The 14,728-nt window shown below is 59.8% G+C and carries 9 protein-coding genes; 4 read left to right on the forward strand and 5 right to left on the reverse strand.

The genetic code is table 11. The features are described from left to right. Positions 1-8 precede the first annotated feature (8 nt). Complete coding sequence (locus AC3I65_RS19225; protein WP_047229651.1) at positions 9-662, forward strand: HAD family hydrolase; 654 nt, start codon at positions 9-11, stop codon at positions 660-662. A 105-nt stretch (positions 663-767) separates the two neighbouring features. Here the strand turns inward: AC3I65_RS19225 and AC3I65_RS19230 are convergent, their stop codons facing one another. Both AC3I65_RS19230 and AC3I65_RS19235 read right to left on the reverse strand, forming a co-directional pair. Beyond that, positions 768-1,556, reverse strand: a complete 789-nt coding sequence (locus AC3I65_RS19230) for a DUF2182 domain-containing protein (RefSeq protein ID WP_047229652.1) — start codon at positions 1,554-1,556, stop codon at positions 768-770. 2 nt (positions 1,557-1,558) lie between these two features. After that, on the reverse strand, positions 1,559-2,194 hold the full coding sequence (locus tag AC3I65_RS19235; protein ID WP_047229653.1) for a DUF1326 domain-containing protein: 636 nt from the start codon (positions 2,192-2,194) through the stop codon (positions 1,559-1,561). Positions 2,195-2,681: 487 nt separating this feature from the next. On the opposite strand from AC3I65_RS19235, the gene AC3I65_RS19240 reads away from it, so the two are divergent. Further along, a complete protein-coding gene (locus AC3I65_RS19240; RefSeq protein ID WP_155417192.1) occupies positions 2,682-4,265 on the forward strand; it encodes a hypothetical protein in 1,584 nt (527 codons plus the stop codon). Between the two features lie 72 nt (positions 4,266-4,337). Here AC3I65_RS19240 and AC3I65_RS19245 read toward each other — a convergent pair whose 3' ends face one another. Beyond that, positions 4,338-5,300, reverse strand: a complete 963-nt coding sequence (locus AC3I65_RS19245) for a zinc-binding dehydrogenase (protein ID WP_076383787.1) — start codon at positions 5,298-5,300, stop codon at positions 4,338-4,340. A 139-nt stretch (positions 5,301-5,439) separates the two neighbouring features. On the opposite strand from AC3I65_RS19245, the gene AC3I65_RS19250 reads away from it, so the two are divergent. Together AC3I65_RS19250 and AC3I65_RS19255 are read left to right on the forward strand one after the other, a co-directional pair. Next, on the forward strand, positions 5,440-7,518 hold the full coding sequence (locus AC3I65_RS19250; RefSeq protein ID WP_173407522.1) for a carboxy terminal-processing peptidase: 2,079 nt from the start codon (positions 5,440-5,442) through the stop codon (positions 7,516-7,518). Positions 7,519-7,648: 130 nt separating this feature from the next. Beyond that, positions 7,649-9,430 carry a bifunctional diguanylate cyclase/phosphodiesterase gene (locus AC3I65_RS19255; RefSeq protein ID WP_076383785.1) on the forward strand — a complete coding sequence of 594 codons (1,782 nt, stop codon included), beginning with the start codon at positions 7,649-7,651 and terminating at the stop codon, positions 9,428-9,430. 50 nt (positions 9,431-9,480) lie between these two features. Here the strand turns inward: AC3I65_RS19255 and AC3I65_RS19260 are convergent, their stop codons facing one another. Together AC3I65_RS19260 and AC3I65_RS19265 are read right to left on the reverse strand one after the other, a co-directional pair. Continuing rightward, entirely contained in the window at positions 9,481-9,900 is a 420-nt protein-coding gene (locus tag AC3I65_RS19260; protein ID WP_274091327.1) for a hypothetical protein, read from the reverse strand. Next, positions 9,897-14,696, reverse strand: a complete 4,800-nt coding sequence (locus tag AC3I65_RS19265) for an RHS repeat-associated core domain-containing protein (RefSeq protein WP_488524079.1) — start codon at positions 14,694-14,696, stop codon at positions 9,897-9,899. The genes AC3I65_RS19260 and AC3I65_RS19265 overlap by 4 nt, the downstream gene beginning before the upstream one ends. Positions 14,697-14,728: the final 32 nt, after the last annotated feature.

Here is a 14,728-nt window from a genome sequence, read left to right on the forward strand (position 1 = left end):
ACGCGCTGATGGCCCTGGCAATTTTTGATCTGGACGAAACCCTGATCCACGGCGATTGCGCCACCCTCTGGAGCGAGCAGATGGGGCGCCTGGGCTGGGTCGATCCAGAGTCGTTCATGCGTCGCAACAATGAGCTGATGGACGCCTACAGCCACGGCAAGCTGCGCATGGAAGAATACATGGACTTCAGCCTGGAACCGATGATCGGCCGCACCCCGGAAGAAATCGAACACCTGGTGACGCCGTGGGTGGAAGACTTCATCGAACCGATCATCTTCAGCGACGCCACCAAAACCATCGCCGAACACCGCAAGGCCGGTGACCGGATCCTGGTGATCTCCGCCTCCGGCACGCACCTGGTCAAGCCGATTGCCGAACGGCTGGGCATCGATGAGATCCTGGCGATTGAGCTTGAGGTGAGTCATGGGGTGTACAGCGGCAAGACCGTCGGCACCCTGACCTATCGCGAAGGCAAGATCGCACGGCTGCTGGACTGGCTGGATGCCGAGGAAGAAAACCTTGAGGGCGCAAGTTTCTATTCCGACTCGCGCAACGACCTGCCGTTGCTACAGCGGGTGGACTTCCCCCATGTGGTAAACCCGGATGCGGTGTTGAAGGCCCATGCCGAATCGGCCGGGTGGCCGATTCATACCTGGAAATAAGCCCCCTGTGGGAGCGAGCCTGCTCGCGATTGCGGTGTGTCAGTTAAATCAATGCCTGCTGATCCATCGCAATCGCGAGCAGGCTCGCTCCCACACAGGTTTAGCCTAGCCCAGCAACAGCCACAGGCTCCAGCCGAGCAACAACACACCGCAGATACGACTGAGCCAGAGTCCCTGCCGCAGGTTCTTCTCCAGCAGGATGAAGGCACCGATCACTGCCACCCAGAGCAGGTTCATCACGCCGACCACGAATAGCAGGCCCATCAGGGCCCAGCAGCAGCCCAGGCAGTAAGCGCCATGGGCCAGCCCCATGCGCCAGCCGCCGAGCACGCCGGGGCGCCAGTAGCCCAGAAGAAAATGCAGCGGCCCGCGACAATGCTCAAGGCAGACCGCCTTGCTTGGCGACCACTGATAGATGCCTGCGACCAGCAGTAAGCCGGCGCCCAGCGCGGTACTGCTGCTGCGCATCCCCGGACTGAGCAAGGCCAGCCGCTCGAGCGCCCATTGCAGCGCCGTGGCGCCCAGGGCGAAACCAACCCAGACCAGGCCATAGGCGCTGCAGAACAGCAGCAGGGCCAGGTGTCGCTGCGGTGCCGGCATGCGCTTGCGCAGCATCTGCTGGTAGATCAGCAACATGGGCAAGGCGCTGGGCAACATCATGCCGATCATCATCACCGCCCACATGGCGAACATCAGCAGCGCATCGCCCAGGCTCCAGGGCATGAGCATACCGGCCATTGCCGCATCGGCCATGCCGCCCGGCGCACTCATGTCACGGGCCATCTGCAGCAGTATCAGCCAGGCCAAGGCGGTCAGCGCGAGCAGGCAGAGCAGGAACAACAACTGCTCGCCTGTCAGTCGCTTGCTCTGCGCCGCCGCCTGGGGTTCTGCCATCTTTACGGCTCTATGCCATGACCGGTGAAATGCACGTGGGCGAGGTGGCTATGGCTGTCCTGGGATTGAAGCTTGAGCGCTGAATGCGTCTGGTAGCTGCCGCTGGCCACTTCAGCCTCAAGGAACTCGAAGCCGTTGGGCAGGGACAGGCGGACTCGATGAGGTGAACCGTCGATCGGGCTGCGGATCGGCTCGCCGCTGGCCTGCAATACGCCGGGAATGTCCAGGTGCGCCAAACGCTGATCGACATCGATGGACAGGGTGATGGGCACGAACTGCGGTTCGAACATTTCACTCATGGTGCTGCTGAACACCTGAAACACGTTGGCCCCGGGGTCGCTCTCCAGACCAGAGAGGATGGTCAGCAGGGCCTGGCGTTGCGCCTCGTCGGCGCGTTCATCGATGAACACCTGACAACTGCCGTTGCCCTCATGGATGGCGCCCGGCCAAGCGAAGGTGGCGGCCCAACACAAGCCTCCCAACGCCACTTGATTGAAATACCCGCGTTCCACTCGCATCGACGCCACCGCGTGGCAGTGGCCATGGGTCGGTGGCGCGTCGAATTGACAGGGACAGCCCCAATTGCAGTTGCAGGCAATGAATTCGACGCCCTGCATGCGCCATTCGGCGATGGTCATGATCAACCTCTTCACCTGGCGGGTGAAATGAAAGCTGCGGTTACCCCCATCCCTCCATTAGTTAACGCTAGCAGGGTGCGCGCATCGGCTATGGGCTGCCGACCAAAGGTCGGTTTGCCTGGGTTCGCCGGTCAGAGGTGGAAGCCTCCGGCGATAGGCATGAGGGTGCCATTCAAGCCTGCTGGGGCATGCGTTTTTTACTGAGCCAATATGTTCATGGATCATGCGGAGTCACTTTGCAGTCATCACAACATCTCTTCTGTCAGGACACTAATCAGAGAGACATCTATTACTCTCGAAACTTCTCTAAAGCGTTTTTTATGCGATGTCTACTGTCAGACTTTACAGGTCGCTCAGACTAACCGACAGATGGCGCTTGTTCTTCCTTTGACCTGTTATTTCTAACAGTAGACGCATGGCTGTATCCGCAGGTTAATAACTCCACGCCCTGTTTTTACTCGACAGTCGCCCCGCGACGGGAGCCCTCATGAACAAGTACCTTGAACAGTGGATTTTTACCCACACCAGCATAAAGGCACTTACGGCCCTCGCGCTCGCCGTATTATTTGGTTGCGCAACTCAACTGCCGTCGCCACCACCCGACATTCAGTCTTCCAGTAGTTATGAACGCTCCGGTGAGGAAACAGCCCGAAAGCTGACCACGGCGTATCACAATACCGCCGCCAACTGCGGCACGCCCACCACACCAGCCTTTCTCTGCTCAGGGGTAACGCTACGCATCACTAAAACCAGCAATAATTACGATCCATGGGATCATAGCGACTTCTCAAGAAAAACCGACGCAGTCTCATTTTCTTATTTGAGAGCCGATACAAAGTTTGTTCGCACCCCCTGGTATGGTGTCAATGGCTTGATTTTCTATCCTTATCTCAACGCCCCCGCCGGAAAAATAAAACCCGAAGTTATCTGTTACTTTCCACTCGACGGCGCTACGTTTTATCGCGATGCCGCGGGGCAGTATGGATGCAGAGACAGTATCGTGCCTCCGCGAGTATTTGCTGACAGCACGCCTTGTCGAGAACAAAACATTACCACCGCGGAACAATGGGTGGCCCATTATCGAAAGGTCTCTCAATATAGAACCGCGCACTCCTGCGCCTTTATGGTAACGAGCAGCCTGGATGCAGAAGCAGTCCAAGGCTTCAACCAGGCCATTCGGGTTCGTTCATTGATCCCCGATGAGGCTTTTGCCGATCACAACGAGCTGCGCATCAAAGCCTGGCCTGAAAATGAGCCCGGAGTATTGCCAATTCAGGCCTTCTTCTACATCGACACAGGGCTGGCGAATGCCCAAATCGACCAACAGAAATATTACGACCGCACCGGGGGCATGGTGGTCCCCATCATTCGTCTGACCATACCCGGCACCCCGTCTGCAGATGCCACGTTTGTCTATAACGCCGCGGACCAGGCTGTCCTTCCCATCACCCCGGGGAAACTCAAACCCAAGGTTCCCAAAGCCTATAACGCAGCGGGCGACCATCTGAAAATGAGTGATATCTACACCGACACGTATGTGGATGTTGAAGTACCTCACTACACCGGTATGCATGCTACCGATACCATCCGGGCGCGCTGGCAGGGTCGGGTCAACTACAACAGTCCAATTATCGAAGTGGGTGATCCCCCCGGGAAAAGACTGATCCCGATTCCTCGTCTGGAAGTCGTCGACAATATCGGTCGATCTGTCGTGGTCGGCTATTCCGTCAAGGAAAAAGGGATTGGCGAGACGATAGAGTCAGACAGGTTGACGCTGCATATCGACCCGCAAGCGGTGGATCCATTACCGGCACCGAGTTATTCCAACTTGAAGGTTAGCGTGAACTACGGCGGTGAGACAGGCTACACCGTCAGGGTTCGTTGGGCCGGTGTCACCACCCACGATACTGAAAACCAGGATGTGACGTCCGGCCAAGCCAACGTTTTTGACATTCCCAGTGCCTGGGTATCCGAAAACAGCGGAAAAACCGTCCTGATCAACTACTCGATTGTCCGTAAAAACAGCAACGAGCAACGGATGTTCTCTCAGGTCCTAAGGGTTAACCTCTAGGTCAACCCTTTAGCAGCACGTGGTTTTCCACATTCAGGCGGTACCGCAAAGCCTGGGTTCGACTCCCCGGAATCAGCCCAGGCTTTCATCGATCACCAACACCAACTTTCCTGACACCTTGTTGCTCGCCAGCTCGGCAAACGCCGCTTCGGCATCCTTGATCGCAAAGGTCCTGGCCAGTTGCGGGCTCAGGCGTTTGTCGGTGAACAGCGGCCACACCTGGTGCCCCAGCTCACTGATCAGGTCGGCCTTGAACTGATCGTCACGACTGCGCAAGGTCGAGCCGAGCAATTGGATACGCTTGCCCAGTACCTGCGCCAGATCGAGTTCGGTCGAGCGCCCGCCCATCAGGCCGATCAACACCCAACGGCCGTCAACTGACAAAAGTTTCACGTTCAATGCAGCGTAGTTCGCGCCCACCGGATCGAGGATCACATCGAAGGGGGCGAAGTCGTTCAGGCTCTCGAGGCCATCGGTGCGTATCACGCCGCCCTGAGCCCCCAGCGCCTCGCAATAACTCAGACGATCAGCCGAACCGACGCTGACCCAGCACGGGTTGCCAAAGGCCTTGCACAACTGGATCGCGGCCGAACCGACACCGCTGGCCCCGGCGTGCAGCAGCACTTTTTCCCCCGGCTTGAGTGCAGCCAGCTGAAACAGATTGAGCCACGCGGTGCTGTAAACCTCAGGCAGCGCGGCCGCCTCAGCCAGGGATAACCCTTCGGGCACCGGCAGGACATGCCGGCCATCGACCACCACCTCTTCTGCCATCCCGCCGCCGGCCAGCAGGGCGCAAACGCGATCGCCAATCTGCCACGAGGAGCCCGCTCCGACCTCGCTGATCACCCCGGAGCACTCCAGGCCCAGCACCTGACTGGCACCGGGCGGCGGCGGATAATGTCCGGCCTTTTGTAACAAATCGGCTCGATTCAGACCGGCGGCCGCCACACGGATGCGGACTTGCCCTACATCACACGTCGGACTTGGCTCATCTGCCCATACCACTTGGCCTTCAACGCCTTGCAATGCTTTCACGGTGCCTCCATAGTGAGTCTCGACTGGGCCCGCTGCTGTAACGCCGGGCTTTCTTGCATTATGCGCCCGGGCCACATGGAACCGGCGACTTCAAAGACGGCCTAATATGCGTTATCAATTGTCCCTGCGTCGAATCAGCATGAAGCACCTGTTCCCCAGCACCGCCCTCGCGCTTGTCATTGGCCTCGGTCTGTTGCCGCTGTCGAGCGATACGTTCGCAGCCAATAGCTGGGACAAGCTTCAGCCCGATCGCGACGAGGTGATTGCCAGCCTCAACGTCGTTGAATTGCTCAAGCGCCATCATTACAGCAAGCCGCCGCTCGATGACGCGCGCTCGGTCATCATCTACGACAGCTACCTGAAGCTGCTTGATCCCTCGCGCAGCTATTTCCTGGCCAGCGACATCGCTGAATTCGACAAGTGGAAAACCCAGTTCGACGATTTCCTCAAGAGCGGCGACCTGAACGCCGGGTTCATCATCTACAAGCGCTACCTGGATCGCGTGAAGGCGCGTCTGGATTACACCCTTGCCGAGTTGAACAAAGGCGTCGACAAGATCGACTTCAATACCAAGGAAACCTTGCAGGTGGATCGCAAGGACGCCGCCTGGCTCAGAAGCACCGCTGAACTTGACGACCTGTGGCGCAAACGCGTCAAGGACGAAGTGTTGCGCATGAAGATCGCCGGCAAGGACTCCAAGCAGATCCAGGAAACCCTGACCAAACGCTACAAGAACCAACTGGCCCGTCTGGACCAGACTCGCGCCGAAGATATCTTCCAGGCGTACATCAATACCTTCGCCATGTCCTACGACCCGCACACCAATTATCTGTCGCCCGATAATGCGGAAAACTTCGACATCAACATGAGCCTGTCCCTGGAAGGCATCGGCGCGGTGCTGCAGAGCGACAACGATCAAGTGAAGATCGTGCGCCTGGTGCCGGCAGGACCTGCCGACAAGACTAAACAGGTCGGCCCGGCGGACAAGATCATTGGTGTCGCCCAGGGCAACAAGGAAATGGTCGACGTGGTCGGCTGGCGCCTGGACGAAGTGGTCAAGCTGATCCGCGGCCCGAAAGGCTCGGTGGTGCGCCTGGAAGTCATCCCGGCCAGCAATGCGCCGAACGACCAGACCAGCAAAGTCGTGGCCATCACCCGTGAAGCGGTGAAGCTGGAAGAGCAGGCTGCAAAAAAATCTGTCCTCAAACTGAAACAGGACGGCAAGGACTACAAGCTCGGTGTGATCGAGATCCCGGCTTTCTATCTGGACTTCAAGGCCTTCCGCGCCGGTGATCCGAACTACAAGAGCACCACGCGCGACGTGAAGAAGCTACTGACCGAGTTGCAGAAGGAAAAAGTCGACGGTGTCGTCATCGACTTGCGCAACAACGGCGGCGGCTCCCTCCAGGAAGCTACGGAACTGACCAGCCTGTTCATCGACAAGGGCCCGACCGTGCTCGTGCGTAACGCCGATGGCCGCGTGGATGTGCTCGAGGATGAAAATCCGGGGGCGTTCTACAAAGGCCCGATGGCCTTGCTGGTCAACCGTCTGTCGGCATCGGCCTCGGAGATCTTCGCCGGCGCCATGCAGGACTATCACCGGGCACTGATCATCGGCGGCCAGACCTTCGGCAAAGGCACCGTGCAGACCATCCAGCCGCTCAACCATGGCGAACTGAAGCTGACCCTGGCCAAGTTCTACCGGGTTTCCGGCCAGAGCACCCAGCACCAGGGTGTACTGCCGGACATCGATTACCCGTCGATCATCGACACCAAGGAAATCGGTGAAAGCGCCCTGCCCGAGGCCATGCCGTGGGACACCATCCGGCCTGCGATCAAGCCGGCGGTGGATCCGTTCAAGCCATTCCTGGCGCAACTCAAGTCCGATCATGACGCTCGCACGTCCCAGGACGCGGAGTTTGTCTTCATTCGCGACAAGCTGGCTTTGGCGCAGAAGTTGATGCTGGAGAAAACCGTCACCCTCAACGAAGCCGAGCGTCGCGCACAGCATGCCGACATCGAAGCCAAGCAACTGACCATGGAAAACCTGCGGCGCAAGGCCAAGGGTGAAGAGCCGCTCAAGGAACTGAAGAAAGAGGATGAAGACCTGATCGCCGAGCCGGAAAAAACCAAACCGGAAGACGATGCCTACCTGAGCGAGACCGGTCGTATCCTCATCGATTACCTGAAACTCAACACGGCGATTGCCAAGCACTGACATGATGGCCATTTAATGCTGACGCTCCCCGGAGCGTCATCAAACTGACATCATTCTGTCGTGAAATACAGGACCGGGCGCCCCCTTGAACGGGTGGCGCCCAGTCCTTTTTTTATCGCCAGAGATTGCCATGACCACGACAGAACAGCTGAGTGCCTTGAGTTCGATCCTGGCTCAAAGCGGTTTACACAGCCTGTTCCAACCCATCATTTGCCTTTCCGAACGACGCATCGTCGGTTATGAAGCCCTGACCCGGGGCCCGTCCAACAGCCCGCTGCACTCGCCCATCGCCCTGCTTTCCGTGGCCCGCCAGGCCGGACGCCTCAGTGAGCTGGAACTGGCCTGCCGACGCAGCGCCTGCCAACGTTTCAATGAGCAGAAACTGCCGGGCAAGCTGTTCCTCAACGTCTCGCCCGAATCCCTGCTCGAAGCCGCCCACCAGACCGGACGCACCTTGCAACTGTTGCAAGATTTCGGCATCCCGCCCAGCCAGGTGGTGATCGAACTGACCGAACAAACACCGATCGACGACTTCCAACTCCTGCAAACCGCCCTGCATCATTATCGGGCCATGGGTTTCTCCATCGCTCTGGACGATCTGGGCGCCGGGTATTCGAGCCTGCGGCTGTGGTCCGAATTGCGCCCCGATTATGTGAAGATCGACCGGCACTTCATCGATGGTATTCACCAGGATGCCCTCAAGCGCGAATTTGTCGGCTCGATCCTGAAAATCGCCCGCGCTTCCCGCGCCCAGGTGATTGCCGAGGGAATCGAACTGCCGGAAGAACTGGCGGTATTGATAGAGATGGGCGTCGACCTGGTTCAGGGTTATCTGCTCGCTCGCCCACAGGAGCAGCCCTCCCGTGACGCCAGGGCGCTGATGCCCCGGCAGGACGCCGGCGCGGTGGCATTGACCGACGAAGTCAACGACCTCGGGGCGCTGCTCAACGAACAACCGGCGGTGGCCCACGATACGCCGACGGCCACCGTGCTTGAGGCGTTTCGGCGCCAGGCCAACCTCAACTCCCTGGCGGTACTGGACGATCAGGAACAACCCTGCGGCATCGTCCATCGTCACTCCCTTTCGGATGCCTTGCTCAAACCCTTCGCCACCGATCTGTTCGCCCGCAAACCCATCAGCCGCCTGATGAGCGATGACTTCCTGGCGGTGGAACTGAACCAGTCGCTGCAACAAGTCAGCCGCCTCATCACCAGCCGCGCCCGACAACGCATCGAAGAAGACTTCATCATTACCCTCAACGGCAGTTACCTGGGCCTGGGCCGGGTGATCGACGTGCTCAAGCTCATCACCGAACTGAAAATCCAACAGGCCCGCTACGCCAACCCGCTGACCCTGCTGCCGGGTAACGTGCCGATCCAACAATGCCTGACACGCCTGCTGCAACAACGACAGGAATCAGTGATCTGCTACGTAGACATCGACAGCTTCAAACCCTTCAACGACATCTACGGCTACGGTCGCGGCGACGAAGTCCTGCTGTGCCTGGCCCAATGCCTGAACGAACGCATCGATCCCAGCCGCGACTTCGTCGGTCACATCGGCGGCGACGACTTCCTGCTGGTCCTCGGTCCGGAAGACTGGCGCAAACGCCTGAATCAATTACTGAGCGACTTCCAGACCCACTGCCGCCGCTTCTACCGCCCCGAGCATCTGGAAGCCGGCTGCTTCACCGCGCTGAATCGGCAGGGCGTTCGACAGGAATTTGCCTTGCTGTCGCTGTCGATTGGGGTGGTGCATTTGCGGGCTGAGGCCTGTGGGGAACTGGATGCCAGCCAGTTGGCGGAACTGGCTTCGCAGGCCAAGCATCATGCCAAGGAGATTTTGGGGGGGAGCGTGTACTTGGTTGATGGTTTGGCTGGGCGGGAGGTTGTGGTGGGGTTGTCGGTGTGAGCGGACTCCCCATTCACCACGGCCCGAACGCTTGGCGTTAACCCTGTGGCCTACCACGTAGATGGATCTTCAAGAGCGGCTTTTCTGAGATCTTCTTTCCAAGTTTCTTTTGCCAACACATAAACATCCTGAAGAAATTCTTTAGGACTTTGTAAGTTGTACCATTCCCCTCGAGGCCAGCTACCCGCGCAATCTTCGTCTATCTCAAACAAACTTTTAAAGTCAAAATCCGGATCATTAAGCTTGTCACCCAAAAACCTCACCAATACATATTTATGCCTATAGGACAGGCACTCTAAATTCAGGCCATATTTAACAATCAACTCTGATCTGTCACGCTTATTCTCAGGATTGTAGACTTCCAGTATTGCCCCGAGTGTTTCTTCACGGTCATACACATCAAATTGACCAATAAACCACGTCAGATCAGGAACAAACTCCTCATTTATAAAAGGGTGCATCAGCATCATTTTTTCTCCGTAGGAAATCCAGTGTAAGGTACGCCATCTTTACTAAACTTCACTTCAAACCAATTTAAATCCTCGTTCAACTTAGGATTTTGCTTATCTTTTTTATTTGGTTTGTAGCCACGCCCTGCTCCCGACAACTCCTGCCTGACAACTCTATCGTTTTTGTGGTCCACACCAGTAAACGGATCCAGTCCAAGCTTTTCTCTTGTCATAGCTTTATTTAGCGCATTCAAATGAATTCGCCAGTTGCTGAATTGGGAGCTTAGGCTTCCATTAGCTCCCTTGGGAACTTCACCCGTGTGCGGATTCGCACCGTTAATGGCACGCTGTTTTAGCGCTACGTCTGATATTTCCGAACTGTGTTTTTCAACAGTGTGCATACGGTATTTTTCTTCCATAGCAACCACCCGTCTCTTAGCATTTGCCTCCCCAAACGCGTCAATCCGCGCCCGCCGCTGCTCCGCCGTCATCGGCAGCGCCGGCTCACCCTCATCCACCCCAACCTTAGCCGCCGGATCCTGACTACCAACCGCCGACCGGCACCCACCCTTCCCCGGACAATCCACCAACCCCAACGGATCCACCCACCCCGTCGGGTTCAGGGTGTAGCGATACCCGTTGAGGCCACCCGCCAGTTTGCTCGGGTCAGGCGTCAGGTAGCGGCCGGTTTCCGGATTGTAGTAGCGGTGCCGGTTGTAGTGCAGGCCGCTTTCGGGGTCGAAGTATTGGCCCTGGAAGCGCAACGGTTGTTCCAGCTGTTCGCCGCCGCCGTGGACCAGTTCGGTGGTTTTGCCGTAGCCGCTGTAGCGTGCCGACCAGACGATGGTGCCGCCGTAGTTGGTCAATTCCTGGGGTGTGCCCAGGTGGTCGAGGTGGTAGTAGAACGGGCAGGCGTTCGGGCCTTTGCCGTCGAGCAGGGCCAGTGGGCGGAAGGTGCCCGGTTCGTAGACGTAGCTGCGGTGGTGGCGCGGGCTGCTTTCGGCGACGACCTGGTCGCCCTGCCAGAAAAATTCCGTGGTCAGGCCGTCCACGGTCTTGCTGATGCGTCGGCCGAAGGCGTCGTATCGGTAGGACGTTTCGCGCCCGTGCGCCGTGGTGACGCCGATCAGCCGGTGTTGGCTGTCGTAGCGGTATTCGCTGACGAGGCACTGGGCCTTGCCGCGCCGTTCGCGGATCAGGTTGCCGAAGGCGTCGTAGTCGTAGTGGCGGTCGCCCTCCATCAGCAGGCGGTTGCCCTTGAGGCGGGTGGGGCCGGGGCGGTCCTGCATCAGCAGGTTGCCGGCCGGGTCGTGGGCGAAGTGTTCCGGCGGCTCGCTGTGGGAATAGTCGATGCCGATCAGGCGATCCAGCGGGTCGTATTGGTAATGGCGGCGGTTGCGCTTGTCGGAAATGGACTGCAGGTTGCCATTGGCGCTGTAGGCATAATCGCGCCAGAACAGTTGCTGCTGGTTCTGCCACACCGTCTGGGCCTTGAGCCGGCCTTGTTCGTCGTAGTCGTACTGGCTGAGCAGCAGGCCTTGGCGGCGCTGGCGTTCGCGCCCGCCGCTGAGCTGGTGTTCGGTGAGGCGTGAGCCGTTCAGGTCGATGGCCGTCAGCGCGCCGCCCCGGGCGTGGTGGTAGTCGAGCTGGCTGTTGTCCGGCAGGCGCAGGTGGTTGAGGCGTCCGCAGGCGTCGTAGCGATAACGCAGGGTGCCCCAGCCCTGGTGTTCGCTGATCAGCCGGTCCTGGGCGTCGTATTCGAAGGCCAGCGGGTGATCGGTGCCGTCGTTGACGTGGACCAGCCGGCCCAGCCCGTCGTAGCGGTATTCGATGGCCTGGCCGTCGGGCAAGGTCTTGACCAGCAGCCGCCCGGCCCCGTCGCGCTGGTAGCGGGTGACCCATTGGGCGCCGTCCGCGCCGTGCTCGGTTTTCTCCAGCAGGTGGCCATTGAGGTCGTAGGCGTAGGCGGTGCGTTGGCCGTCGAAGCCGATCTGCTGTCGGATCAATCCGTTCGGCGTGTAGTCCAGCTGATATTTTTCGCCGGATTCGTTTTCGATTTCAGTCAGCAACAGCCGCGCCGAATCGTAGCGATACTTCAGTTCGCTGCCGTCAGGGTTGAGGCGACGGCTGATCAGGTGCAGGTCGTCGGCGTATTCATAGCGGGTGGTCCGCCCCAGCTCATCGCGCTCGGCGGTGACCTTGCCGTAGGCGTTGTAGTGCCAGGCGCGGGTCGCACCACCCGGCAAGGTGGTTTCGAGCAGCCGGCCCACCGCGTCCCACCGGTAGTGCGTGAGGGCGCCGTGTTCGTCCTGGCGGGTCAGCAAACGCCCCAGGGCGTCGTAGGAAAAACACCGGCGCCCCGTGTCAGGCAGGGTTTCTTCGGTCAGTTGGCCCAGTTGATTGCGGGTAAACCGATGCTCGCTACCGTCGGGGTAACGGATCGCCAGCAATTGTCCTTGGGCGTCGTAGTCATAGCCGGTGCTCTGGCCGTGCGGATCGATGGCCTCGATCACATCGCCCTGGGCGTTGCGCCGGTATTGCCACACGGCTTTGCCGCGCGAGCGGGCGTGCAGGAAACCGTGGCGGTATTCGTAGGACGTCGGTTCCTCGTCCGGCGGAATCAGCGCCACCAGCCGTCCGGCTTCGTCGTAGCGGTATTCGGTGACGGCGCCCAGCGGGTCCTGTTCGGCGATCAGCCGGCCCTGGAGGTCATAGGCCTTGAGGTGCTCGCCGCCATCGGGCTCGACCTTGCGCACCAGCCGTGCCCGCTCGTCGTGGACGTACACCTCCTGGCTGCCATCCAGATGCTGGACCGTGACCTGCCCGTCCTCGCCCCAGGTGTAGCGGCTGTCCATCTGCGCAAACGAGGCCCAGTGCCGCACGCAGCGGGCTGCGCGGCCTGCCCCTTGCCACTCCCAGAAGAAACTCGCACCGCCGGCCAGTTGCCGTTGCAGGATGACGTGCTGGTCGTCGTAGTCGTAGCGTTCGCTTTCGCCGGCGGCGTTGGTGGCTTCGATCAGTCGGAAACGTCCGTCGTAGCGGTAGGACACCAACGTCTGTTCAGTGCGCCAGGCTTCGTCGAGGGTGATGGCCGGGTGAAAGCTCTGGTAGTCGATGGCGACCAGATGACGTTGTTCATAACGCAAGCGCAGGGCGCGTCCGGCGCCGTTGTCCAGGCGGCTGATGTCGCCGTGAATGTTGCGCTGGAGCGTCAGGCGGTTGGCGTAGCGGTCGCTGAGGGCGGTCAGATGGCCGTCGCGAAAGTGTAGGAAAGGCGCGTCTTCGCCCGGCTGGGCGATGATCAGTTCGTCCGGTTCCACTCCGAGGTAAATCGCCGCGCGGGCCAGGCTGTTGTGGATCGTCGGGCGTTGCTCGCTGGGCAGCGGAAACGTCGTACGGCGGTTTTCCTGGTCGATCCAGATGACCTGCTCGCCCTCAAGCAACAGGCGATGCGCCAGAGCATGACTCCAGCCGCGACCCAGGCCGATGTCCAGGTCCACCGCGCTGGTGCGGTACAAGCGGGTGAAGACAAACGGCAGTCGGCCATCGAGGGTGCCGTCGTCCAGGGTCAGCAGCTCCTCGCCGGTGACCATCGACACCGGGCAGCCGCTGGTCTGGGTCAGGGCCGCGGTGTCGGCACTGTCACCGTTGGGGTTTTTCGATTGGCTGGGGGCGTCGTCGTAGGATTCGTCCTTTTTCAGTGTGGTATTGCGCTGCGCGTCCCAGCGCAGTTGCATCCGGCCCTTCTTCACTCCAGCCGCTATCCCCCGCGCCGCCACGGTTTTGTAACGGTCCACATAGGTGATGAAACCGTTGACCACCGCGAAGATCGCGTTGATGAATCGCTGCGCGGCGCTCAGCAGACGCCCGCCAACCTGGCCCAGACGCATGGCCAGGTAAGCAACACCGGTCCCCGCCCCGGCGAAGGTCAGGACGACGCCGATCAGCAAGTCGATCACCAGTTGCACCACCGCCGTAGCGAGCGCTTCAGCGGTTTCACCGGCAACCTCACTGGGCGGCAGCATCTCCAGCCAGAGGCTGGCGGTGCGCACCAGCAGGCACAACGCCGCTTCGTCGCTGGCCAGCAATTGCAGCCTGGCCATGAGCAACGGCGTTTTTTCCGCCATGGCGCTTAGCTGATCCGCACTTTCGCCCAGCCGGTCTACAAACTCGCCAGGGTTCTTGAGGATGTCCGACAGCAGACTGATGCTGTCCCACACCCCCTCAATCGCCGCCCAACTGCCTGCGAGCAAGCCATTGCCCACCGCGGCGGCCGAAGTCGCCAATGATTGCTGCGCCCACTGCGGCTTGAAGCCCTGCCACTGCCCGCGCAGCCACTGCGTCAGATCGTTGTTCAGGCCGTCGTAGGAAGAAAACAGGTCGGCGATTGTCTGGGGGGATACTTTGTCCTGGACGTGAACCCGATAGAACTTACCCGCCGTCCCCTGGAAAATCCCCAGGCCCTCGGCATTCAGGGTGACGGGCGTGACCTCGCCGCTGTCCACGGCCACCACATCCACCACGATGCCGCCCAGCGGAATGTCGTACACCGACTCCAGTTTGCTCTCGATGGTCATCGGCCCAGCCGAGGGGCACTGGACAACGGTGGAGAGGAAATCATCGTCGCCGATGCTGACAGCGGAGCTGCTGTCACCGAAACGAATCAGCCGCTCCATGCCCATCAGCGAAGGCAGGTCGGCCGCATGGCTGGCGCGGTCCGCCGTCTGGCTGTACCAGCGGTCGAGCTGCTCGCGGTAGAGCGTCAGGGTGTCTTTGAAGCTGTCGAGTTCCTGCTCGATACGGTGCACCTGATCCATCAGGACACGGCTCGATCAGGGGCCGGCAGGGA

The organism is Pseudomonas sp. N-1-13, from assembly GCF_057787095.1.

Coding starts and splice junctions, on each gene's coding strand:
- AC3I65_RS19225 (WP_047229651.1), top strand. CDS start 9: ATGGCCCTGGCAATTTTTGATCTGGACGAAACCCTGATCCACGGCGAT.
- AC3I65_RS19230 (WP_047229652.1), bottom strand. CDS start 1,556: ATGGCAGAACCCCAGGCGGCGGCGCAGAGCAAGCGACTGACAGGCGAG.
- AC3I65_RS19235 (WP_047229653.1), bottom strand. CDS start 2,194: ATGACCATCGCCGAATGGCGCATGCAGGGCGTCGAATTCATTGCCTGC.
- AC3I65_RS19240 (WP_155417192.1), top strand. CDS start 2,682: ATGAACAAGTACCTTGAACAGTGGATTTTTACCCACACCAGCATAAAG.
- AC3I65_RS19250 (WP_173407522.1), top strand. CDS start 5,440: ATGAAGCACCTGTTCCCCAGCACCGCCCTCGCGCTTGTCATTGGCCTC.
- AC3I65_RS19255 (WP_076383785.1), top strand. CDS start 7,649: ATGACCACGACAGAACAGCTGAGTGCCTTGAGTTCGATCCTGGCTCAA.
- AC3I65_RS19260 (WP_274091327.1), bottom strand. CDS start 9,900: ATGATGCTGATGCACCCTTTTATAAATGAGGAGTTTGTTCCTGATCTG.
- AC3I65_RS19265 (WP_488524079.1), bottom strand. CDS start 14,696: ATGGATCAGGTGCACCGTATCGAGCAGGAACTCGACAGCTTCAAAGAC.